A 23,118-nucleotide genomic window follows, 5' to 3' on the forward strand; every position below is an offset into this window, starting at 1 on the left:
AATCTATTCTTCTACGAAGAATATGCCTACGGCGTAAGAGGTTTAGATAGAAAAAACGTACTGCAGCTTATGCAGTACGTTTTTTGATTAAATAATAAATTCAACGATGTATTGTTGGCAAATGAGTTCATATCCCAGCGATTGATATAGAGAAATGGTTCCTACATTCTCCTCAAAAACATTCAAATATACGTTAGCTGAAATGGCATGTCCTTGGCGTGTTAGCTCTGCACAGACTTTTTTTCCATAACCATTTCTTCTCCAGGCCACATCTGTTCCGATATTTCCTAGTTCAACGTAATCCTCACTATATATGTGGTATCCTCCTACAGCAATCAGCTCGTCTTGTGCCATCACACCATAGAACGGATTCTGTAATTCTTCTTTTGAAAAAGCCATGGTTTGCAGCTCGTTCATCTTTGCTTCAATTCGCTGGAAATGAGCAGGTCCTAAGTGCATAACATGCTTGTCCGCTGTTGGTAGAACATCTTCATGAATATGTTTCATTAGAAGCAATTTTTTGGGAGGGCTGTAGAACTGAAGCTGAGAAGCAAAGACCTGCAGCTCTTGTTCGTTAATAATAAAGCTACCCACCGCATGGTTATGTAGATGTAATTCATCTTTCATGAACGCCAACATTGAGCTGAGACAAAAGGATTGCTGAACTGGATATACAGAAAAAGCATTAAACGGAAGGCCACTTAAAAAGGCTAATACTCCAAGCAACTCGCCCTGGTCAGAATACTGACCGTAATGCACTGTGTTTTGTCTGCGAAAAGTAAGGTATGAATAATATAAAAAATGCTGTTCCTTATTAATCGAGCTTAAAATAACATCCAACTCTGCTGCTGTTAATTTTCTATACATATACGACCTGCCTCCATTAACAATTGGTGTTGCTATTTCCTCTTGCCGAATTAGCACAACCTTTTCTAATATATCATAAATCAGAACTTTAATTGCTTTATTGCTGGGTTGAGCCAAGTATGATACTATTGTCCCCTTAGAAACATAAAATGAGATATGAACGTTTTCTTGAAAGGATGATATATATTAAGGCAATCTTAGTTCGGTACTTCGGAAATCCGCAAGATCGAACCGCCATGTTCAACGCTGCTTCCCTAGTCATCAATGCTTTTATTGGTATAGGCAAGTTAATTCTTGGGTTATATCTATTGTCCGGATGGTTCATCACAAATGCACTTTATTATCTGATCCTTTGTATAGCCAAAGGACAGGTGCTTCATAAATATACATTAGCTAAAAAAGTCAGTTCACCACAGCAAAGGTATTCCATGGAGCTTTATGTTTATAAGCGTGGCGGTGTTTTTCTTTGTCTTCTAGGTGTTTCATATCTGTTGGTCTGCCTACGGATTTATCTAGTCGGGGACGCTTTGGTTTATGAAGGTTACATTGTATATCTGGTAGCACTGATCGCTTTTACAAAACTTGGTTTTGCCATTCATGGAAACATTGTTAACCGTCATCTCAACAATCCCATTATATCAACATTAAAAATGATTAGCTTTACTGATGCCGTAGTCTCCATTGTTGTTACTCAAATGGCTGTGCTTACGATGAAAGGCTCACCTCAGGCATTAAACGCCAGCGCGTTGTTTGGCATGGGGTGTAGTGTTTTATTTTGTCTGGGGGGGATCTGGATGATGCTCCGTAAGACAAAGGCTCCAATGAAGGAAGTAGAATTAATTAAAAATTAGAAGATATTATAACTTCCCCTTATCCCATAGGATGAGGGGTTATTTGTATTTTTTATGTCATATTATCAGCATTGAATGCCGAAACTTATAGAAAATTATATTTTAATGCAACCTAAACACTTCTTTTCCTACTTTATAAGTGAATGCTTAATCAAATCGAACGGAAGTGATGGAGTGGAAGATAGTGAAATCATACAATTGTATTTTGCACGTAATGAAAGAGCAGTAGAAGAAACATCGAAAAAATATAGAAATTATTGTACTCGGATCGCTCATAACATTTTGTCTAATGCTGAAGATTCGGAAGAATGTGTTAACGATACCTTTCTTGGTGCATGGGAAGCAATACCGCCGAAGTCTCCTGCAAAGCTCTCCTCTTTTCTGGGGAGAATCACACGAAATATTGCCTTGAACAAATACGATTATTATATGGCTAAAAAACGGAATAAAAAATTCGATACGATTCTTGATGAATTAAACGATTGTTTATCCTCTTCAGACAACGTTGAAACCCAATACGAGGAAGCACAAATAGCCGAATCTATAAGCAAATTTCTACACAACATTAAGGAAGATCAGCGGAATATTTTTTTGAGGCGTTACTGGTATTCTGATTCTTTGGCCGATATTGCCGCACGCTTCTCAATCAGTGAAAGCAAAACCAAATCAATTCTTTTCAGAACACGCAAAAAACTCCAAATATATCTTCAGAAAGAGGGTTATTTCCTTTGAATAATAAAGAGCTCTTCAAAACAATCGGTTACATAGACGAAAATTTGATAGAAAAAGCCAACTCCGCGAGACGCACTAATAAAAAAGCTTATGTAAAGTGGGGCTCATTCGCAGCTTGTGCTGCATTGGTGTTAGGTGTGGCCGTTTATAAATTTCCACAGACGCCGTTGCCTAATTCACCACAAATATCGCAGCAGACAGCAGTCTCGTCTCCCACAGGGGTTCGCAAAATTCTGAATTACAATGGATACCGTTATGCATTCGTAGCAGATGGCGCTCAGTTTAAGTTCACAGGTATGGAGCCTGACAAATCGCTTGGTGCATTAGAGTTTGATCTCAACCAAGAGCCCGGAAAGAAAGACGGGGATAAGAATGCGGAAAAGGATTATGCCGCTACGTTCGCAATTGGTGGAAAGCTGTATGAAATCCCAACATACCCATCCCATTTTCGTATTGCAGTTAAGGATGAGCAATATTTTTATCTAGCTGAAATTGTGGCGAAGGTAGACGATTCTGCAATGAGCGCGAAGGAGTATTTAGATCTGGCTAATCTGAAGGAGCATGCAAAAGATATCTATATTCTGAATCATGTGGGGAATGACGTGCAAAAGACTATCACTGATCATCCTATTGTTGAGTCCATTATCGAAGGTTTGTACAGCGCAAAAAAAACAGAGCTAAGCAATAAGGAATATGAAGCTCTTGCAGCGGCGCAATCCCAAGGGAAATCATATCAATTACAGTTCAACCTAAAAGACGGGACTTATATCGCCATGTATATCATTCCCGAATTAAAGGTGGTGTCTATGGGTGATGCTTATTATTATTTGCCTGATGCCTTTTTTGTTCAAACCAGCGACCTCTTTTCAGGGCTGACCCAAGAGGTGCTACCGCTTTACTGAGGAGGCGGAGATAAGTGATCCTTACAAACTGTACATTGCAGGTTATCCAATATCTCGCATATAATGATCTAAATGATAATCGTTATCATTTAATAGAAGAGAAAAGGTGATCTGCTCATGATAAAACATAATATTGGGATTACGGAGTGCAGCTTACCTGCTGAGTGTATAACAGAATGACAAGTTCATCTATTCATAACATCTATAACGGGTATTTCGATGCTTTGTTTGAGGCTCCGTCTATGAGGGACACTACAGAGAGGAAACATTTTGCACAATCCAGTACCCAAGGATACGTCGATAGAGTGATCACACCCTCCGGGATCGAAATTGTTGATAGTGATTACCGTTTTGCTGATGATCGCCTAGTTCAGGTTCAATCCGAAGCAGCAATGATTGAGTTAAGCTTTTGTCTGCAGGGGAGCGGGGAAGTTCATGTTACAGATACTAGCCATGAGTTAATGCCCGATAGTTGTTCATTGCAGTTCATGCAGGATTTCCAAGCGGAATTTCACTATCGCAGTGCTGAACCTATCCGTTTATTGTCCATAGGTGTACCAGTTACACTATTTGATTCATGGATGGCGGATCAAGGCTCTTCACATGTTCGCAGCTTATCCGGACTGTTAGATTCACGTGCTTTTCGAATGTTCCGTATGCCTATTCTTCCAGAAACCACCCGATTATTGGTGCAATTGAGAGACTGTCCATATCATACCTCCATGCGCCGGTTGTACTTAGAGGGGAAGGCATTAGAACTCTTATCTGTATATTTTGACGTTTTTCTTTTTGAGCAGAAGCATATTAAACGCAGTTTGCATTTATCACGTAGTGACCGAGAAAACATTCGGAAAGCCAGGGATATCATCCTTGACCACATGGCAAACCCACCTTCGCTAATCGAATTGTCCAAGCTGGCAGGCATTAACGAATACAAATTAAAAGTTGGATTTAAGGAAGAGTACGGAACAACTGTATTTGCATATTTACGGAACAAACGTTTAGAAAAAGCATGGGAAATCATAAGTACCGGGGATATTAGTGTCAGCCAAACAGCGACGATGGTAGGTTACAACAACTTTAGTCATTTTGCCGAAGCTTTTCGGAAGCAATATGGAATTAATCCTTCAGAAGTAATTAAAAAACGATAAAAATTAAATAAATATCCGCCAAACCGTTATTCAATCCCTCTGCCGGTAGTTCTGTCCTATCAGCAGAGTGTATGATCGGACTTGCTAGAAGTGAGAATGATTATCAATAGATTGGAGAGGGTTGGAAAAAATGTTCAGTTTAAAACGGATCTCTTTTGCCGGAATCGCCTTAATCATGATGGTGATGCTGTACGGGTGTGGGAAATCAGGTCAGGAGGCTAATGGAGATGTTGAATTACCGGTGAATCCGGTTAGAATTGCCGATGTATCCGGCTCAACGGAAGAACTTCTGGTGCTTGGATATAAACCTGTTATTACTGGGAATACAGATATGGCTAATTCATTAGAAATCACTCCTATTCTCAAAAAAGAACTGCCTGATGTAACTCCCGCTGGATGGTTTCAGACGGAAGTCAACTTAGAAGCGATCATTGCAGCAAGCCCTGATTTGATACTGGCAGGACCTACCCAAGAAAAAATCTATGATCAACTAAATATGATTGCTCCAACAGTGAGGGTGCCTTATGGCTTTAACGCTTTTAGAGAGCGATTTGCATTTGTTGCGGAGGTGCTTGATAAGAAAGCGGAAATGGAAGCGTGGTTGAAGGTCTATGATCAACGTGCTCTACTACTACATGATCAAATCACTGAGATAACCAAGGAAGAGACGTTTGCGGTAATCGAAGCTACAGAGAAAGAAATACGCATCTATTCCCGCACAGGTATTGCGGATATGATTTTTAATGATCTAGGATTACCCATCGCGCCAGGTACACCGGAGCCAGATCCATGGGGAGGGAAAGTGACAAGTCTAGAAGCACTGTCCACCTTTAATCCAGACCATATCATTTTATTATCCGATAATGACCAGAATGTTCTTGACCAAAGCAAGGTCTGGAGCAATCTGAAAGCTGTAAAATCGAATAATATATATCGTATGACAAGCAGACAAAATTATAATGAGGCTTTCTTTGCTTTAGGAAAAGAAGCATTGTTGGAGCAAATAGCCGAACAAATCAAGGAACATATCAAACAGTAAAGGATAATTTAATCTTTTCTCGAATAATCTCTGAGTTGCAATGATTATTATTTGAAGGGATGATTAAATTGAAGCAAGGGATATTAGTTTTTCTAAATGGAACTTCAAGTTCCGGAAAGACCTCCATATCGACTGAACTGATAAAACAGAAAGAGATTCCTTTTTATCATTTATCAATTGATGATTTTTTTAATAATTACAATGATTTTATTAATAATAAATTTCCAGATGAACCTACAAGAGAAATAGATCATCAAGTCGTTTCCCAAATATTGGATGATTCCATATTCTCAGTGTACCATTCGACAATTAAATTGTTATCAGAATTTGGTTTTAATGTAATAGTAGATACCGTAATCGACAATGATAAGAGGTTTAATGTGTTTCTTGATCAATTTTTCGATCACCCTACGTTATTTATAGGTGTAATATGCTCGAAAGAAGAACTCATAAGAAGAGAGCAAACAAGAGGAGATAGAATGATTGGACTAGCAGCTTCACAGTTTAGCAAAGTATATTGCTTTGAAGAATATGACCTCGAAGTAAATACGGAAGAGATGAATTCATTAGAATGTGCTGAAAAGATATTAAGTTTTATTAAGTCCAATAAGGAATACTCGGTATTTAAGAAATTAAGTAAAAGAAATGTTAGTGTTTGGGGCTATCACCCCTCGGGCTGCCGAGGGATTTCGGGATAAATACGGGATAAATCCCGGCAAGCTTGTGAAACAGTTTGCTTCTACTGTACTGTTGACTTCAAACCAAGAATCGAACCTTTAAAGAATACGGAGATAACAGTTGCAAATAACCCACCAGTCACGACTGGTGGGTTATTACATTTACATATGAAGATAAACACAAATCCCTCAGAATTTATTCTATCTCTCGACTACTGTTTCTCCTTCAATTAACACAGGTTGATAATAAGTATTGTTGGGAAGATCCTTTTTTCCTTGTAATTTTTTAATGACCCAATCCGCTGCATCACGGCCCATAGTTTCTTGGGGATGCGTTAAAGTGGTCAGTTTGATGTTCGCATTTTGGGCAATATAGGAGTTGTCCTGGCCAATAATTGATAATTCCTCTGGTATAGAAATGTTCAGCTGTCTGCAAGCATTGACCACTTCTAAACCAACCTCGTCGTTGTAGCAGACAATCGCAGAGAGGGTATCTCTATTTTTATTTAGGAAATCCTTCAAGTTCGTAGCTAAGGTTTGTTTGGTCTCGGTGTTGAACGAAAATATTTGCTCTGGATAAAACCGCAATTTAGCTTCTTCGAGGGCTTTGATATAACCCTTCATTCGATATTTGCCTTGTAAATCATCCATTTTTGCGATAAGTCCAATTTGAGAGTGGCCTTTGGAAATCAATTCTTTTGTTGCCAGATAACTGGACTGCACATCGTCAAGACAAAGGAAGGGGAGCTCTATTTCCTCATAAAAAGCATTAATCATAATGAGTGGAATATCTTGCTCCTTAAACGACAGATAATACGCAATATTGGGATTATACAGATTACTTTTCGTAGGTTCAATAATTAAACCATCTACGCCGTAGGACAACATCATTTCGAGAGCTTTTTTTTCTTGCGCAACATCGTTATTGGTACTAGCCAATAATAGAGAATAGTTATCCTCATTCATTCGGCTTTCAATCCCCCGGATAATAGAAGGGAAGATGTAGTCAGAGATATACGTCGTAATTACACCGATCGTCTTCTTATGTGAACTCCCGCCGGTCTTTGTGCGATATTGGTTGCTGACATACGTGCCAGAACCTTTTTCGCTGCGGAGGAATCCTTCGTTGGATAGCTCTAAAATGGCTTTTCTAACAGTCTGTCTGCTAACCTCGTACAAGGACTGCAAGGCAGACTCCGTAGGAATTTGTTCGCCTACATTGTAATCTCCTGAAAGGATCTTGCTTTTTATATCCTCTATAATCACTTGATACTTTGGTTTCATGTAATTCCTCTTTCCATACTTGTTCGCTTTTTGATTCGTTCATTTCGTTAAGTTGTATGTACAAATTATAGCATGACTACGAATTAAATATAAAGGGGCTCTTTTTTTATGAAAAAATGTAAATATTTCGTACCTTTAGATCATCATAAACAAACTAAGTACGGAGTTAAATTATTATCATCTCCATATTTGTATGTATATATAACTATTTTATTGACAAATGTACGTACAAAAATTTATACTAAAGCTGTTAATTAAGAAAGCGAATTCTTTTATATTAAAAAAGCGCTGTCAGAGAGGTGACTAACGTGATATCGAATCGATTAAGCATCGAAGAAGCAATCAATAAGGGAGAAACTTCGCTAGGGATTGAATTTGGATCCACGCGTATTAAAGCAGTACTTATTGATCATAGTTTTCAAACGATCGCTTCTGGAAGTTATGAATGGGAAAATCAATTGAAAGACGGCTTTTGGACGTACAGCCTAGAAGATATTATCAAAGGTCTACAAGATGCTTATCGTGAGATGAAGCAAGAAGTTCAACAAAATTACGGAATCACCCTCCAAACCGTTGGTTCAATCGGGTTTTCTGCAATGATGCATGGATATATGGCTTTTGACGAACAGGATCAATTGCTCGTTCCGTTCCGGACTTGGCGTAATGCAACAACTGGTAAGGCAGCCAAAGAATTGACGGATGTATTTAAATTCAATATCCCGGAACGTTGGAGTATTGCTCATCTTTATCAGGCGATCTTAAACAAAGAAGAACATGTACCGGAGATTCGGTTTGTTACGACGTTGGCAGGATACATTCATTGGTTATTGACCGGCAACAAAGCACTTGGTGTTGGGGATGCTTCAGGTATGTTCCCGATTGATGAATCCATAGGGAATTATAATGAATCCATGATACAACAGTTTGATGAGCTTATTGCTGGCAAAGGTTATTCGCTGAAGACCAGCGATCTTCTTCCTAAGGTGTATGTTGCCGGTGAGCAAGCGGGTCTATTAACCGAAGCAGGAGCCAAAATTCTGGATCCATCATTGCAATTACAAGCTGGGATTCCGCTTAGCCCTCCAGAAGGGGATGCGGGAACCGGTATGGTTGCTACCAATAGTGTAAGAAAACGTACCGGGAATGTCTCCGTAGGAACCTCTGTTTTTGCCATGATCGTATTGGAACAAGAACTTTCTAAGGTTTATCCGGAAATTGATATGGTGACTACACCAGACGGAAGTCCGGTAGGTATGGTTCATGCTAATAACTGTTCAAGTGACCTTAACGCCTGGCTCGGATTATTCCGTGAGTTCTATGAAGCAATGGGGAAAAAGGTAGAAGCTGATAAATTGTACAGCGTATTGCTGAATAAGGCTTTGGAAGCAGACGCAGATGCGGGTGGATTGCTCAGTTACGGTTATTTCTCGGGTGAGAACATTACGGGGTTAGAAGAAGGCCGTCCGCTATTTGTACGTTCGCCTGAGAGCAAATTTAATCTGGCTAACTTTATGCGTGCACATTTGTTCAGCGCCTTTGGTGCTTTGAAAATTGGAATGGACATTTTGACGAAAGAAGAGAATGTAGCCATAGATAGTATTTTAGGACACGGCGGTATATTTAAGACTCCGGTTGTTGGCCAAAAAATGATGGCAGCTTCACTGAATGTTCCTGTTTCCGTAATGTCAACTGCTGGAGAAGGCGGCGCATGGGGAATGGCTATTCTTGCCTCCTACATGATGAACAAAAATCAGGAAGAAAGCTTGGAAGACTTCCTCGATCAAAAAGTGTTCAAAGATGTAAAGGGAGAAGAAATTCATCCCGATGCAACCGACATTAAAGGCTTTGAAACCTTTATCGAACGTTATAAAAAAGGTTTGGCGATTGAGCAATCCGCTGTTGATAATTTAGTCTGAAAATGGAGGGACCAAGATGTTAGAACAACTTAAAGAAGAGGTTTTTCAAGCCAATCTGGAATTGCCGAAACATGGACTTATCAAGTATACATGGGGAAATGTGAGTGCAATTGATCGCGAAAGTGGATTATTCGTAATCAAACCTAGTGGTGTAGATTATGAAACAATGAAAGCCAGCGATATGGTAGTTGTTGATCTGGATGGCAATGTGGTTGAAGGGGAGATGAGACCTTCCTCCGATACACCTACTCACGCAGTACTTTATAAACATTACTCCGAAATTGGCGGAATCGTGCATACACATTCCACTTGGGCAACTATTTGGGCACAAGCAGGACTTGACGTTCCTGTAATGGGAACTACGCACGCTGATACATTCTATGGCTCCATTCCTTGTGCGCGTTTCTTGACGCAAGAGGAAATCGATCGGGGTTACGAAGCGGAAACAGGTAATGTAATCATCGAAACCTTTGAACAACGCGGGATAGATATTATGGCGGTTCCCGGTGTTTTGCTTAAAGGCCACGGACCCTTTACTTGGGGGAAAAATGCAAAATCCGCTGTAATGAACAGCGTAGTGTTGGATGAAGTATCAAAAATGAATTTATTTGCTAGAGAGTTAAACCATTTTGCGGAAGAATTGCCACAACGTATTCTAGATAAACATTACTTGCGCAAACATGGGAAAGACGCTTATTACGGTCAAAAATAATCAAACTACAAAATGATGAAAAGAGGATGAATATGTCAACAGCAGTAGCAAAAGAATTTTGGTTTGTCGTAGGTTCGCAACATCTTTATGGGGAAGAAGCATTGGCTGAAGTTAAAGCGCACGCACAGACGATGACAGATGCTTTGAATAAAAGCGGAGTTTTGCCTTACCCACTAGTATTGCAGGATTTGGCTGTCAGCGCAGATAAAATCACCAACATTATGAAAGAAGTTAACTACCGTGACGAAGTTGCCGGTGTCATCACTTGGATGCATACTTTCTCACCTGCAAAAATGTGGATCCGCGGAACAAAAATGCTGCAAAAACCTTTGCTTCATCTAGCTACGCAATATAATGAAAGTATTCCATGGGCAACAATAGATATGGACTTCATGAATCTAAACCAAGCAGCTCATGGTGACCGTGAATATGGTTTTATTAACGCCCGTTTGAACAAACAAAACAAAGTGGTTGTAGGCTATTGGGAACGCCCTGAAGTTCAAAAGCAAATTGCAGAATGGATGGACGTAGCTGTTGCTTATAACGAAAGCTTCAATATCAAAGTTGCTCGTTTTGGTGACAACATGCGTAACGTTGGTGTAACTGAAGGAGATAAAGTTGAAGCCCAAATTCAATTTGGCTGGACGGTTGACTACTTTGGTATTGGTGACCTGGTTCAAGTCATTAATGAAGTTAAAGAAGAAGAAATCGATGGTTTGTTTGCTGAATATGCAGAGCTGTATGAATTCGACTATGGCACTAACAGCAAAGAAGCATGGGAAGCTAGTGTAAGAGTTCAAGCAAGCTATGAAATTGCTATCAAACGTTTCCTTGATCAAGGTGGCTACAATGCCTTCACCTCAAACTTCGAAGATTTACATGGAATGAAACAACTTCCAGGACTTGCTGTTCAACGTTTGATGGCACAAGGATATGGTTTTGCTGGAGAAGGAGACTGGAAGACTGCAGCTCTCGACCGCTTACTTAAAGTGATGAGCCATAACCAATCCACTGGCTTTATGGAAGATTACACTTATGAATTGACGGTTGGACAAGAATCTATTCTTCAATCCCATATGCTTGAAGTAGATCCAACTTTGGCAAGCAACAAACCAAAAATCATCGTGTCTCCACTAGGTATTGGTGGCAAAGACGATCCAGCCCGTTTAGTATTTGACGGTAAAGCAGGAGACGGTGTAGTGGTTTCCATGGCTGACTTCGGTACGCATTACAAACTTTTGATCAATGAAGTGACTGCTTTTGAACCAACTGTTCCAGCTCCAAACCTTCCAGTAGCTCGTGTGCTTTGGAATGTTAAACCAAACTTCCAAGACGGGGTAAAAGCTTGGATCGAAAATGGTGGCGGTCACCACACCGTTGTTTCTTTAACTCTTACAACAGACCAAATTATTGCTTACGCAAAACTTGTTAACTTGGAATATGTAGTAATTAAATAATAGCAAAGCTTTATTACGATTAATAGGACTCCATTCCTCGACCTTTTCGAGGAATGGAGTCCTATTGTTTTGTTCGATATACTTCAATAAATGCGATAGTTTCCACTTAGGGCTAGTAAACTAAAGAAGTACAGACAGTTATCATAATAACGACGTTGTCCAGTTCGCAAAGGTGTATCCCAAAACAAACGGACAAAATGCTCTGCCTCCGGGCCATCCGAAGCAAGCGAAGCCATGGCATTGGTCGCCAAAAGGCCTACTGGATGCAGCGCCGGTTCGTCGAATGCCTGTCCCTCAATGGTGTACCGCCGGTAATTGGAAACTTCGATATTCCTAAAAAAAGCTTGAATTCGGTTACATTGATTGACCTGCCAGCTGTCCTTTTGGAACCATACCCAGTCCAGACCGATATTAGCCGCAACCCGGTAAGCATCACTGAAAAAATGGCTGAAATCACCATGAGGCTGGGGTTCTGCCGGGGTGCCGTTAAAATTGGCATATTCGGGAGCGAGACCAGTTATAGGATGGCATGTAGTGTGTAGATATGTGCGGCTGGCTTCCGCCGCTTCTCGCCAAAATATATGGTCACCTTCATCAGCCCACAAAGCGAACAAATCATAGAAATGGGGGAGATGGTAAGATGGATCACTGAAGGTGGATTCCGGTACGAATTTAATCAGTTTCGTTTCCGCGTCCCACATTGAGTCACCAGCGCCTGTTTCAGTTTTATGTACACAAGCACGCAATATTATTCGAGCCTGCTCGGAATAATTATAAGGTGCCGGACCGTTCCCCCAACGTTTTGAGGCAAAAAACAAAGCCATGGCGAAAAACTCTTCCCCGTCCGGTGCGGGTCCTGGTGAAATTCTTGTACCGTCAGGCTTGCAGTGCCAAGCAAAGTAATCGGCATAACGGCCTTCTTTGTGCTGCATAAACGTCTTAGAGAAGTTCCATAAACGATCAAACTCATCTTTTTTATTCATTTGAACAGCCATCATCATCCCGTAGGACATTCCTTCAGACCTAACATCCAGATTACCTGTATCCAGAATATAGCTTTTATCCTCGTCCAGCGGATAGTAGATTCGTACGTTCGGATCTCCGTAAAACAAATCACTCCAAGTTTCTTCGAGTTTAGCGTTGATTTCATCTTCAGAAAAGCCAAACTCCTTAAATAAATTGCGATATTTCCCCGTATAAAAAGCACCTTGTTGTGTCATTGGCATGATATTTCCCCTCCTGTGCACTCCAGCATGCACTCCATTTCAATAAAAACTAAGGATGGATGGTTTGAATGGTGCCATCATCGTTGTATTTCAGCTCCGTATATTTTACAGATCGCTTGTTGTCAGCACCACCAGATAAAGAACTATCATGATAAAATAAATACCACTTCTCTTTAAACTGAACAATAGAATGGTGTGTTGTCCAGCCCAGGACGGGTGTAAGTATTTTTCCTTGATATACAAAAGGCCCAAGCGGATCTTTACTGATAGCGTATACAATATTATGGGTAGTTCCCGTGGAATAAGAAAGATAATAATAACCGTTATATTTATGAACCCATGGACCTTCAAAATATCTTCTCTCTTCATCTCCAGCAAGAATCGCATTTCCGTTCGTATCGATGATGGATATTTCTCTAGGCGCACCTTCAAAGCTCAGCATGTCCTCGCTCAGCTCCGCTACGATAGGTCCAAGAGCTGGTGCCGTTTCAGCCGGTCCCTCGGCATTCGCAACAAATGAGCCGGTTTGCCATTTTTCAAGTTGACCGCCCCAAAGACCCCCAAAGTATATATATGATTTGCCATTATCATCAACGAAAACAGCGGGATCAATGCTATAACTGCCGGGAATGTAGTTCGGTTCAGGTGTAAAGGGTCCGGAAGGTGAAGTTGAGGTGGCAACCCCGATTCGGAAAATATCATCATGGTCTCGGGCTGGGAAAAACAAATAGTAGGTATTGTTTTTGTATGCTGCATCCGGAGCCCACATTTGCTGTTTAGCCCATGAAACATCCTTCACATGAAGTACTTCACCGTGGTCGATACAAGGGGAGCCATCTCCATCAATAGACAGAACATGGTAATCCTCCATATTATATTGGTCACCGTTGTCATTAGAGATCATATCGTGATCCAGGTCATGAGAGGGATAAATATAAATCTTGCCTTCAAATACATGAGCAGAAGGATCCGCAGTATAAATATGAGTTACGAGAGGTTCATTGGGTTGCACTGGCGTTGTCAAGTCATTTCCTCCTATAAAGTTAATCGCTTACAAAGTTAATGGTATAAGAACTTTAGGACTCTGTATATATAGCAACTATAGTTTATACCCCACAAAGTTTAGATGTTGCTTCTTGACCTTGCAGACCCTTTCTCATTTATGCTGCCTCGCAATATTTTCTCTAGATAATCTGGTACAATAGAAATCTCCAAACTTTGACCTTACAAATACATTGAGGTGGGATTAACATAAGGGAATATAAATCATAATTTTACACAAGAATGAATGTTAGAGCGAAAGTCACCAAGTATTCCACATTATATTTTTTAAAAGATGAGGTTAGCTTAATGCAAAAAATTCAAAATTCTAGAATCTACTTTATAGGTATACATGTGCTTTTGTTAATCTTATTGTTCACCTCTTTGTATGCTTATTCCCCCTGGATTCGCATTAAAGTAAAGGAAATTATCATGCCTGCGGATAAAGTATATACAATCGCTCACCGTGGTGCTTCAGGATATGCTCCTGAGAATACAATACCTGCATTCGAACTAGCTATTGATATGAAGACCGATTATATCGAGTTAGACATTCAGTTAACAAAAGATCATGTTCCTGTTGTTATTCATGATGGGACCGTAAATCGCACCACGAATGCTAAAGGGTATGTAAAGGATTTTACTTTAGAGCAGATCTCAAAATTAGACGCGGGTTCATGGTTTAATGAACAATATCCCATGTTCGCTAGAGATAAATATGTAGATTTACGTATTCCGACACTAAAAGAGGTATTTGAAAGGTTCGGAAAAGAAGTGGACTATATGATTGAGATTAAAGATCCCACGTCGAATTCGAACATCGAGGGATTGTTAAATGAAGAAATCTTAAATTATGATCTGTCGGCTCATGTTGCTATACATTCATTTAGTGAAGCGAGTTTACGTAGATTCCATTCCATAAATCCAGCAGTCCCTCTTTATCAAATTGTATGGTATGATTTTCCTGTTTATAAAATATCAGAATCCTATGTGAATAGATTAAAAACTTATGCGGTAGGCATAAGTCCTAACTTTCAAAAAATAAATGCGGCATATGTCGCGCAGGCAAAAAATTCAGGGCTAAAGGTGTTTCCATATACTGTGAATTATCAAGTGAATATGGATAAAGCCGTAATTTGGGGTGTAGATGGTGTACATACAAATTTCCCTGACCGCTTTAGCGAAGTAATTAAGAATAATAAAAGGTAAAGGGATTTTCTGGACATAAATAAAGCTGTCGAGACTTTCTCGACAGCCGAAGAACCTTTATCCGAAGGTTCTTTTTTTACGGAAAAATAAAATATTTTTGATTCTTCGTATTACTGAAGAAGTCTTTTCTCGTGAAATTGTAGATGAAGCTCCCGTACTTGTTCTGCAAGATCCGGTACAGGGCCATCTACGAACGCATCGTGAATAACCTCTTGAATCCTTAAATTACGGACGGGTGATGCTGCAATTCCCATATCATTTAACCACGCCGATAATTGCTTCGAGGAACTGGCATATACAATTCGTCCTAAACGAACCCAACCGTGTGCCGCTGCACACATAGGGCAATGTTCTCCGGAGGTATACACTGTTGCCTGCTTACGTTCTTCCAGTGTCATATTCTGAGCTGCCCAGCGGGCTAAAGCGAATTCGGGATGCTGAGTATGGTCACCGCTACCTACATGGTTGCGGTCTTCCGCCAGCACTTCTCCACTTGCTGATACAAGGACTGAACCAAAGGGTTCGTCCCCAGCTTCTAGTGCAATTCGGGCAAGTTCAATACAACGCTTGAGATGTTTTATATCCGTGTCGTTTATCATGATAGTAGAACCTCCTGGATTTTAATTTATAGATAAGTTTCATGAATAGTAGGCCTGAGCCTGTTTGTTCACCACATTCTTCTATGTTAGCATGTAAAGTATTCGATGAAAAATATATCATGCAATATCAAGCTAGGGAGGATATATAAAAATGAAGCACCCATTTGTATTGAACGCCGTATGGAACGGTGGCCGTAACAGTGACGGAACTATTGAAGCTGGACAGCTTAAGACTCAAATCTCCATTCCGAAGGAAATGGGAGGACCCGGAGTAGGAACGAATCCGGATGAGATGCTTTTGGGAGCAGCAGCAACCTGTTATCTCATTACACTTGCAGCAATGCTGGAGCGGGCAGGGCTTACGACTTCAGAGCTGACGTTAACCTCAGAGGCGACGGTCGATGTAACGAATAACATTTTTACATATGAAGCCATCAAACATTCACCCCTAATCACCCTTACCAAAGATGCGTCACAGGACGATATCGATAAAACCATCCGTATTGCCCATAAAGCAGAAGGCTCCTGCATGATCTCCAGAGCCGTTGCAGGAAATGTAGAAATCACGACAGAGCCAACGGTGCTGACTGCAAGCCTATAAAATTGAGTCCTAGGTAATCAGAGAGGAGACGTTAACTTTGAATGTTGAGTTATATAAGGATTTGATCAAGGATGATCGCGGAAATTATTACGTAGCTGTACAAAAAGAGGGCAATGAGCTGACTTTGGTAAACGCAATGCTAGAGCGGTCTTACCAAGAGCTGTGGGAGTTTAATGAAGCTTTCAAAAAGAAGTACGCGGAATACGAGCATCAGTTCATCGGCAAAATGATTATGGATAAGCTGCGGCACGATGTTGTTTTTGCCTCCAAAGAAGACGGCCATGGCCGAATGTATGATCTGGCCGCGGTTGCAGTTGATTACAAGCTTATTTTTATCGATATGATCGAATTTTACCGAAACCCTCGAGTAGGACTTAATCATGACAAGAACATCCATTAAGCTTAGTGTATTAGATCTCGTACCTGTTTTTAATACGGTGGATGCTATTACCGCATTGGGACAAGCAGTGAAGCTGGCTCAGACAGCAGAAAGACTGGGATATTCTCGTTATTGGGTTGCTGAACATCATGATATGCCGGGATTAGCATGTACCTCTACGGAGGTGCTTTTATCGCATATTGGAGCGAAAACAGCACACATTCGCCTTGGCTCAGGGGCTTTATTGCTGCCACATTATAAGCCGCTAAAGGTGGTGGAAGCATTTCATTTGCTGGCCAGTTTGTACCCGGGACGCATCGACCTTGGATTAGGCAGAGCTCCCGGCGGTACTGCTGAAGTAAGTTTAGCACTGAGTGGAAATTTTCTCGAAAATGTTTGGAAAATGCCAGAACTGCTTAAAGGAGTCACTGAATTATTACAGGGCAACTATTCCTATGAAGGACGTTCAATAACCGCCCGGCCGGTCCCACCCGTATCTCCAGAGCTATGGCTGCTGGGTACAAACAAGAAAAGCGCGGCATATGCTGCCGAGTTTGGAGCAGGTTATGTGTTCGGCCAGTTCATGAGCGATGTAGCAGGGGAGGAGGTTTTGCAAGCTTACCGTGAAACATTTACTCCTTCTTCACTTTCTCCTGAACCGCGGGCCATGGTTGCTGTTGGCGTCATTTGCGCCGAGACTGAGGAAGAGGCAGAGCGATTGGCCTCATCTGGTACGGCATTATTCCAACAAGAAGGTTCTGCCGAAGCGAAGTCTGAGCCCTTGGAACACAAGCTGCTGGTAGGTACTCCGGAAAGTGTTAAAGGTAAGTTGGAACGGTTATCTCTTTTGTATGGAGTTAATGAATTCATTATCGTTACCATGATTCCAGATTATGAGAAACGATTGCATTCGTTCGAACTGCTTGCCCAAGCGTGCTGGAGTTCTTAATAAAGGAGGTCCATATGTATGAAGTCTCATACCTCTGATCAAATTAAAATCCCACCAGGATTTTGGGCTGGATTAAGTCAATTAGGGATAACTGCACAAGATGTAGCCAGCAAAGCAAATCTTCCACTTAGCCATCTCAGAGAGTCAGAAGTCACCACTGCTCAATATTTCGCAGTCTGGCAGGCATATAACGATCTCATTGGGGATACTGCCGAAGGAATCATTAAGCTTGCAACCGTCTTTGAAACCACACAATATCCGCCGACGGTTTTAGCAACATACCATGCTAAGGACTATCGCGATGCTCTTAACCGAATGGTACGATACAAACAAATGTGCCCTCCTGAAAGCTTGCGTATTACCGAGGAAGGCGAGCTATGTACAATCGAATTGGAATGGCAGCATCCCGGGCATTCTGGTCCACCGCTGCTGCTCGGCCTCACTTTGGCATTTCTTCTAGAACTCGGACGGCGAGGCACAGGTCTACCTTTGACAGCACAGCTTGTCGAGTTTTCACAGCCTATAGGAAATGTAAAGATTCTTGAAGCTTATTTCGGCTGCCGAATTCAGATAGATGCTCAATATAATCGTTTGACGTTGCGTCGAAATGATTTGAATCATCCTTTTATCTCGTACAACGAAGAGTTGCTGGAGATTCTGACTCCCGTTTTGGACCGGACGCTTGCTGAACAGAAGGGCACACGCTCTATAACCGAGAGGGTCAAATGGATCATGAAACGCAGCTTCAGCGGAGGACGCCCTGACATTCAAGCTGTTGCGAAGGTATTAAGTATGAGTGACCGTACCTTGCAACGCAGGCTTACTGAAGAAAACACAAGCTTCAAGCAATTGCTGACACAAGCTAGACATGAGCAAGCACGAGAGTATCTGGCAGATCCTTCGCTTGATATTAAAGAAGTGGCTTTCTTGATTGGATATGAAGACCAGAACTCGTTCTACCGTGCCTTTCGTCTTTGGGAAGGTGATACTCCTTCAAATTGGCGTAATGAACATTTAGGTTTAAACACGATACCCTCTTCATAAAGACAGTATTTTCAGAGTTTTATCATTGGCGTGTTAAACAAGAACTTTGGCGCAATCCGCTAGTTACTGAACAACCCCGGTACGATAATACAATCCTAGCCGGCACACAGGACTGTTCTTAAAATGACAACTACTCAGCACGCCGGGATAAAAGGAGAAATGTAATATGGATATGGGATTAAATAATAAAACAGCTTTAATTACAGGATCAACAAAAGGTATTGGTAAAGCAATCGCCATTGAACTCGCTAAAGAAGGAGTTAATGTACTAATTAATGGACGGAATTATGATCAGGTAGAACAGACTGTAAATGAAATAAAGTCGAATTTCCCGGCTACCTCTCCACAAAATGCTACAGCGGATATTGTGGATATTGCGCAAAGAGAAGCCTTATTCGAAAAATACCCTAATATAGATGTTTTAGTTAATAATATGGGTATCTATGAAATTATGAAATATGAGGACGTTGACGACGAAATATTTGAAAAATACATCCGTACTAATGTCCTTGCTGCGAATGGATTAACAAAATTCTATTTACCTAAAATGTTACAAAAAGATTATGGCCGAATTCTCTTTATTGCTAGTGAAGAAGCCATTATGCCTTCAGGCCAAATGCCTCAATATGCAATGACCAAATCAATGTTATTATCATTGTCAAAAAGCTTATCTAAGTTAACGATAGGAACTGAAGTTACAGTCAATACGATCATGCCAGGACCAACACTATCTGAAAATGTGCATCAAATTATTGATGGGATATACTCCAATGAGGATATGACTTTTTCAGAAAAAGAAAGAAAATTCATGACTACAAATCTTCCTCAATCTGAAATACAACGATTTATTAAACCTTTTGAAATAGGCAGACTAGCAGCATTTGTATGCAGTCCTTATGCCTCTGCATTTAAAGGTTCTCCAATTCGCATGGATGGGGGAATGGTGCCGACTATTTTTTAAGCGTACTCTAAAAGGATATAGATAACGATACAAAAAAGCCACTCCTTATGGAGCGGCTTTTTTGCTTGAAAAGTTATCACTGTCCTCTGGTACAACAAAGGATACCAAGGTGCCTTCTCCAGGCTTACTCTGGATCGAGAGACCTTGACCATATAATTGACTTAACCTCCGATGGGTGTTGGCCAGCCCGATGCCACCTTTGCCTTCCATCAATGGCTTCAGCAGTAAAGAGAGTGTTCCGGAATCCATGCCTTGCCCATCATCCTCCACTTCAATCTTTACAGCCTTGTGCAGACGGATAATACGTATTTGAACAGTTCCACCCTGTTGGCGCTTAAGTATACCGTGCTTAACAGCATTTTCTACCAACGGTTGGATGGATAGAGGAGGGAGTAGGATATCAATATTCGGATCTATCTTCCAGACAACAGATATCCTTTCTGCAAATCGAGTCTGTTCAATATACAGATAAGATTCTACCAATTCCAGTTCATGGGAGAGGTTCACGAGCTCTCCGACATTTAAAAAGTCAAAACTGATTCTTAAGAAAGAAGTAAACGCCCCAATGAGCTCCTGCATTTTTTTAGTATCCAAATCACTGAGTGCGGCAATAGAGTTCAACGTATTGAATAAAAAATGTGGTTGTATCTGTGCTTGTAGATATGCTGCTTCTATCCGTACCCGTTCATTGAAGGATAACTTCATTGCAGTTAAAGCCCGAATACGATATTTAAGCTCCACTGCGTCCACAGGTTTTGTGACATAATCATTGGCACCGGACAAAAATCCAGTATAAATATCCTCAGGCTGGCTACGGGCAGTAAGCAATAGAATCGGAAGCTCATATAAGGAGTAGCGAGTACGAACCTTCTGTGTTAATTCGTATCCCGACATCTGTGGCATCATAACATCGCCAATAAGTAAGTCCCAGTTCCTTTTATCCAACAATTCCAATGCTTCATGGGCTGAGTTCACGGTAGTTATGATATAAGGTTCGGTTTCAAGAATACCCTTTAGTACATTCAGATTGACAGGATCATCATCTACCACCAGAATATTTACCTTAATCTCTGTAAAAAGCGGTGGAATTTTTTCAGAGTGATTACTTGGCTGATGTTCGGAAATTCCCCACTCAGTCATCTGTCTATGAATCTCATCTGCCATATACGAAACTGTAGGTTCCGTCTGTCTTATTATCTGTTCGCTGTAAGAATCGGCAAGAGAGAGTGTGAAACTAAAAGTTGAACCTTTACCAAGCTCTGATTGAATGCGTAGGCTGCTTCCATGCAGTTCTACCAGCTGCCGGCATATGCTTAATCCCAGCCCAATTCCACGCCCGTCATTTATTCCGTGAGGGCCTTGCTCATAGGGTAGAAATATCCTTGCCATAGTCTCTTCAGTCATGCCCACTCCGGTATCTGTCACATAGATAAGAACCTGTCCGTCCTGTTCCTCAGCCTTAACAGCTACAAGTCCTGCTTCGGTGTATTTGAGCGCGTTGTGCACCAGATTTAATAAAACCTGCACCAGTCTTTTCTCGTCCGCAAGAACTGGCGGCATAGCTTCCGGGATATCCATAGATAGCTGTACTGGCTTACCTTCAATCATATATTGAAGCATACTAATCACACCGGGAACTACCGATTGAACCGAAATAGGTTCCTGTTGTAAAATAACACGATGCTCCTGAAGACGGACCACATCCAGTAGATCACCAAGCATATGAGACATACGGCGGCTGATTGTAATCAGCAGCTCCATATCTTGACGGCTACTTTCGTAAAGTCTGTCCTTTTCCTTTGTGACAATATTTTGCGCGATATTCATGATTCCGTGAAGCGGTGTGCGCAGCTCATGTGAGGTATTAGCCAGAAACTGGTCCTTAAGTTTGTCTGCTTTTTTCAGCTGCTCATTCAGTTCCATGTTCTCTTTAGCATTTTGAAAATACTTTTTAAACCAATAAGCTGAGAAGCCCACGATGGCTGCGATAATATCTAAAGGATAATAGACAATTGAATAGTGTCCGTTACTATCCCACAAATTCCATAACAAATTAGAAACGATCGCCGCACCTGATAACAGCAGAAAAACAACATCTTTATCATCTTGCTTTTTGAACAATAAGCGCCCTAAGCTATAGAGCAACCAAATGAAGGGAATATACTGGAATACTTGAATGATTCCCAAATGAATGGATGTGCTGACCCAATAAGCTGGGACGGTAAGTATAAAAACAGAATAAAGACCAAGACTCACTACGTATGCACGTAACCCCTTATTGATTTTGGCAACTGAGGTGAATTTTCTAAAAACAAGAAGAATAAAAAGATTTTGCCACAAAAAAGCAAGCAAACGGATCTTTAATGACCAGGTATAATTAATCGGCACTATTGCAAGAAGTAAGTTGTCATTACGGGCTAAAATGATAACAGCTACGGATAATGTCATTAACCCTACAAGAAACAAAGCACGTTCTTTAGGATTAAATAAATAAAGAATGCAGGCATAGAGCCCATGCAATAACAGGATGATTGCTGTTAACATTTGAAAACCTACGGTATAAAAGTATGTACGGTCAACTTTTTCCTGAGAACCAAAATAAACAGGCCCTGCAATCCCCCCCTTATAAGGTAGATCAAAGTTTGCTACACGAATAAGCACATCAATTACTGTTGTGTTTTTTGTGAAATAGGATACTTTATATGAGGTGGTTTTGGGCACATAAGTATCGGCATCAAGAGATATTGTCCCATTATTGAGCAATAGGCTACCGTTAATTTCTACGCTGGATGCAGTATAGATTTGTTTGATCCACAATGCTACAGGCTGCTGAAGGGGTTCTACCAAAATTCGCAGACGGTAAGTACCAAAACCGTACGAAGAAGGGTCATCCGTTCCTATCGCGCGGCTCCAGTCTCCGGGAACTTGAAGCGGGAGGGAAGGTTCTGGTAAAGTTGAAATATCCTTGGACGTTACGAATTGCGAAGGATAGAAGCTCCATTCACCATCCAGCCTGAATAAGTTAGACTGCTCCAGATCCTGGCCGCGTAAATCCAGTACACCATTGTTAATCACAGGTACAGTGTTGGAAACCTTAAATATACTCAACCAAATGCAGCGTAGGCCAAAGAGAATGCTTATAAAAAGTAGAATGATAGCTAATTTGTTTAGAATAGTTTTATTTTTCATGAGAACATTATAGCAAATAATTCTAATCTAGAATCTAAAATGAAGATTATTTACATAAGAAGGAGAAGTAATGAGCAACGGACACTGCGTGGGGTTAGGAGGAATGATCTCCCCATGGAAGAAGCACGATGTATCTCCTTGAACACTTGAAACACTGGAATACACGAATACACGAATACTTCAATACTTGATTGGTGCTTTGCTGTTGGGCGCCTGGATTACCGAATGTGCTATTTTGCTGTTTGTTTGACGTCTGTGATACCGGATGTGCGACTATGCTGCTTGCTGCTTGTTGTAAGTTTTGCATTCCCACACTCTCTCTTCACGATGAG

21 protein-coding genes are annotated in these 23,118 nt (G+C 40.9%); 15 read left to right on the forward strand and 6 right to left on the reverse strand.

The window, feature by feature from the left end; all coding sequences use genetic code 11:
- Positions 1–87 precede the first annotated feature (87 nt).
- Positions 88–867, reverse strand: coding sequence for a GNAT family N-acetyltransferase (locus NSS82_RS16620; protein ID WP_076272613.1), 780 nt, complete (start codon positions 865–867; stop codon positions 88–90).
- Positions 868–1,043: 176 nt separating this feature from the next.
- Between NSS82_RS16620 and NSS82_RS16625 the strand changes: the two genes are divergently transcribed.
- The 6 genes from NSS82_RS16625 (at position 1,044) to NSS82_RS16650 (ending at position 6,240) form a co-directional block, all read left to right on the forward strand.
- Complete coding sequence (locus NSS82_RS16625) at positions 1,044–1,718, forward strand: hypothetical protein (protein WP_232061357.1); 675 nt, start codon at positions 1,044–1,046, stop codon at positions 1,716–1,718.
- Positions 1,719–1,793: 75 nt separating this feature from the next.
- On the forward strand, positions 1,794–2,450 hold the full coding sequence (locus NSS82_RS16630; RefSeq protein ID WP_256717834.1) for an RNA polymerase sigma factor: 657 nt from the start codon (positions 1,794–1,796) through the stop codon (positions 2,448–2,450).
- The gene (locus tag NSS82_RS16635; protein ID WP_244886491.1) at positions 2,447–3,352 is read left to right on the forward strand and encodes a hypothetical protein; all 906 of its coding nucleotides are present in this window, start codon (positions 2,447–2,449) and stop codon (positions 3,350–3,352) included. The genes NSS82_RS16630 and NSS82_RS16635 overlap by 4 nt, the downstream gene beginning before the upstream one ends.
- Positions 3,353–3,516: 164 nt before the next feature.
- The gene (locus NSS82_RS16640; RefSeq protein ID WP_341109832.1) at positions 3,517–4,503 is read left to right on the forward strand and encodes a helix-turn-helix transcriptional regulator; all 987 of its coding nucleotides are present in this window, start codon (positions 3,517–3,519) and stop codon (positions 4,501–4,503) included.
- 130 nt (positions 4,504–4,633) lie between these two features.
- Complete coding sequence (locus tag NSS82_RS16645) at positions 4,634–5,542, forward strand: ABC transporter substrate-binding protein (RefSeq protein WP_076272558.1); 909 nt, start codon at positions 4,634–4,636, stop codon at positions 5,540–5,542.
- 68 nt (positions 5,543–5,610) lie between these two features.
- Positions 5,611–6,240, forward strand: coding sequence for a chloramphenicol phosphotransferase CPT family protein (locus NSS82_RS16650; RefSeq protein ID WP_051490969.1), 630 nt, complete (start codon positions 5,611–5,613; stop codon positions 6,238–6,240).
- 180 nt (positions 6,241–6,420) lie between these two features.
- On the opposite strand, the gene NSS82_RS16655 is transcribed toward NSS82_RS16650, so the two are convergent.
- Positions 6,421–7,503: a GntR family transcriptional regulator gene (locus NSS82_RS16655; RefSeq protein WP_036677364.1), complete on the reverse strand. Its 1,083-nt coding sequence runs from the start codon at positions 7,501–7,503 to the stop codon at positions 6,421–6,423.
- Positions 7,504–7,811: 308 nt separating this feature from the next.
- On the opposite strand from NSS82_RS16655, the gene NSS82_RS16660 reads away from it, so the two are divergent.
- The 3 genes from NSS82_RS16660 to araA are packed head-to-tail and all read left to right on the forward strand — an operon-like array spanning position 7,812 to position 11,588.
- Positions 7,812–9,419 carry a xylulokinase gene (locus tag NSS82_RS16660; protein ID WP_076272559.1) on the forward strand — a complete coding sequence of 536 codons (1,608 nt, stop codon included), beginning with the start codon at positions 7,812–7,814 and terminating at the stop codon, positions 9,417–9,419.
- 16 nt (positions 9,420–9,435) lie between these two features.
- Positions 9,436–10,131 carry an L-ribulose-5-phosphate 4-epimerase gene (locus tag NSS82_RS16665; RefSeq protein WP_036677359.1) on the forward strand — a complete coding sequence of 232 codons (696 nt, stop codon included), beginning with the start codon at positions 9,436–9,438 and terminating at the stop codon, positions 10,129–10,131.
- A gap of 32 nt (positions 10,132–10,163) precedes the next feature.
- Positions 10,164–11,588 (forward strand): L-arabinose isomerase, encoded by a 1,425-nt coding sequence (araA, locus tag NSS82_RS16670; RefSeq protein WP_038571054.1) that lies wholly within the window; start codon positions 10,164–10,166, stop codon positions 11,586–11,588.
- Positions 11,589–11,671: 83 nt separating this feature from the next.
- On the opposite strand, the gene NSS82_RS16675 is transcribed toward araA, so the two are convergent.
- Positions 11,672–12,814 (reverse strand): glycosyl hydrolase family 8, encoded by a 1,143-nt coding sequence (locus NSS82_RS16675; protein ID WP_038571057.1) that lies wholly within the window; start codon positions 12,812–12,814, stop codon positions 11,672–11,674.
- 49 nt (positions 12,815–12,863) lie between these two features.
- The gene (locus NSS82_RS16680) at positions 12,864–13,838 is read right to left on the reverse strand and encodes a glycoside hydrolase family 43 protein (RefSeq protein WP_076272560.1); all 975 of its coding nucleotides are present in this window, start codon (positions 13,836–13,838) and stop codon (positions 12,864–12,866) included.
- Positions 13,839–14,098: 260 nt separating this feature from the next.
- Here NSS82_RS16680 and NSS82_RS16685 point away from each other — a divergent pair, with 260 nt between their 5' ends.
- Positions 14,099–15,064 (forward strand): glycerophosphodiester phosphodiesterase family protein, encoded by a 966-nt coding sequence (locus NSS82_RS16685; RefSeq protein ID WP_081386592.1) that lies wholly within the window; start codon positions 14,099–14,101, stop codon positions 15,062–15,064.
- A gap of 110 nt (positions 15,065–15,174) precedes the next feature.
- On the opposite strand, the gene NSS82_RS16690 is transcribed toward NSS82_RS16685, so the two are convergent.
- Complete coding sequence (locus NSS82_RS16690; RefSeq protein ID WP_076105706.1) at positions 15,175–15,663, reverse strand: nucleoside deaminase; 489 nt, start codon at positions 15,661–15,663, stop codon at positions 15,175–15,177.
- Positions 15,664–15,814: 151 nt separating this feature from the next.
- Here NSS82_RS16690 and NSS82_RS16695 point away from each other — a divergent pair, with 151 nt between their 5' ends.
- From NSS82_RS16695 to NSS82_RS16715, 5 genes are all read left to right on the forward strand, one after another.
- Complete coding sequence (locus NSS82_RS16695) at positions 15,815–16,264, forward strand: OsmC family protein (RefSeq protein ID WP_076105707.1); 450 nt, start codon at positions 15,815–15,817, stop codon at positions 16,262–16,264.
- A 37-nt stretch (positions 16,265–16,301) separates the two neighbouring features.
- On the forward strand, positions 16,302–16,664 hold the full coding sequence (locus tag NSS82_RS16700; protein WP_076141221.1) for a hypothetical protein: 363 nt from the start codon (positions 16,302–16,304) through the stop codon (positions 16,662–16,664).
- On the forward strand, positions 16,645–17,592 hold the full coding sequence (locus NSS82_RS16705) for an LLM class flavin-dependent oxidoreductase (RefSeq protein WP_076272561.1): 948 nt from the start codon (positions 16,645–16,647) through the stop codon (positions 17,590–17,592). Before NSS82_RS16700 ends, NSS82_RS16705 begins: the two co-directional genes overlap by 20 nt.
- 18 nt (positions 17,593–17,610) lie before the next feature.
- Positions 17,611–18,636, forward strand: coding sequence for an AraC family transcriptional regulator (locus NSS82_RS16710; RefSeq protein WP_038571075.1), 1,026 nt, complete (start codon positions 17,611–17,613; stop codon positions 18,634–18,636).
- Between the two features lie 166 nt (positions 18,637–18,802).
- A complete protein-coding gene (locus NSS82_RS16715) occupies positions 18,803–19,597 on the forward strand; it encodes an SDR family NAD(P)-dependent oxidoreductase (RefSeq protein WP_076105710.1) in 795 nt (264 codons plus the stop codon).
- Positions 19,598–19,642: 45 nt separating this feature from the next.
- Here NSS82_RS16715 and NSS82_RS16720 read toward each other — a convergent pair whose 3' ends face one another.
- Entirely contained in the window at positions 19,643–22,672 is a 3,030-nt protein-coding gene (locus tag NSS82_RS16720; RefSeq protein WP_341109833.1) for an ATP-binding response regulator, read from the reverse strand.
- Positions 22,673–23,118: the final 446 nt, after the last annotated feature.

The sequence above is a fragment of the Paenibacillus sp. FSL H7-0735 genome (assembly GCF_038008505.1).
Classification (GTDB): Bacteria; Bacillota; Bacilli; order Paenibacillales; family Paenibacillaceae; genus Paenibacillus_AQ; species Paenibacillus_AQ odorifer.

What these genes read in the sequence shown, in the direction of transcription:
- NSS82_RS16685 (WP_081386592.1), top strand. Translation starts at nt 14,099, where the DNA reads ATGAATGTTAGAGCGAAAGTCACCAAGTATTCCACATTATATTTTTTA.
- NSS82_RS16690 (WP_076105706.1), bottom strand. Translation starts at nt 15,663, where the DNA reads ATGATAAACGACACGGATATAAAACATCTCAAGCGTTGTATTGAACTT.
- NSS82_RS16715 (WP_076105710.1), top strand. Translation starts at nt 18,803, where the DNA reads ATGGATATGGGATTAAATAATAAAACAGCTTTAATTACAGGATCAACA.
- NSS82_RS16665 (WP_036677359.1), top strand. Translation starts at nt 9,436, where the DNA reads ATGTTAGAACAACTTAAAGAAGAGGTTTTTCAAGCCAATCTGGAATTG.
- NSS82_RS16655 (WP_036677364.1), bottom strand. Translation starts at nt 7,503, where the DNA reads ATGAAACCAAAGTATCAAGTGATTATAGAGGATATAAAAAGCAAGATC.
- araA (WP_038571054.1), top strand. Translation starts at nt 10,164, where the DNA reads ATGTCAACAGCAGTAGCAAAAGAATTTTGGTTTGTCGTAGGTTCGCAA.
- NSS82_RS16695 (WP_076105707.1), top strand. Translation starts at nt 15,815, where the DNA reads ATGAAGCACCCATTTGTATTGAACGCCGTATGGAACGGTGGCCGTAAC.
- NSS82_RS16705 (WP_076272561.1), top strand. Translation starts at nt 16,645, where the DNA reads ATGACAAGAACATCCATTAAGCTTAGTGTATTAGATCTCGTACCTGTT.
- NSS82_RS16620 (WP_076272613.1), bottom strand. Translation starts at nt 867, where the DNA reads ATGTATAGAAAATTAACAGCAGCAGAGTTGGATGTTATTTTAAGCTCG.
- NSS82_RS16710 (WP_038571075.1), top strand. Translation starts at nt 17,611, where the DNA reads ATGAAGTCTCATACCTCTGATCAAATTAAAATCCCACCAGGATTTTGG.
- NSS82_RS16630 (WP_256717834.1), top strand. Translation starts at nt 1,794, where the DNA reads ATGCCGAAACTTATAGAAAATTATATTTTAATGCAACCTAAACACTTC.
- NSS82_RS16625 (WP_232061357.1), top strand. Translation starts at nt 1,044, where the DNA reads ATGATATATATTAAGGCAATCTTAGTTCGGTACTTCGGAAATCCGCAA.
- NSS82_RS16675 (WP_038571057.1), bottom strand. Translation starts at nt 12,814, where the DNA reads ATGCCAATGACACAACAAGGTGCTTTTTATACGGGGAAATATCGCAAT.
- NSS82_RS16645 (WP_076272558.1), top strand. Translation starts at nt 4,634, where the DNA reads ATGTTCAGTTTAAAACGGATCTCTTTTGCCGGAATCGCCTTAATCATG.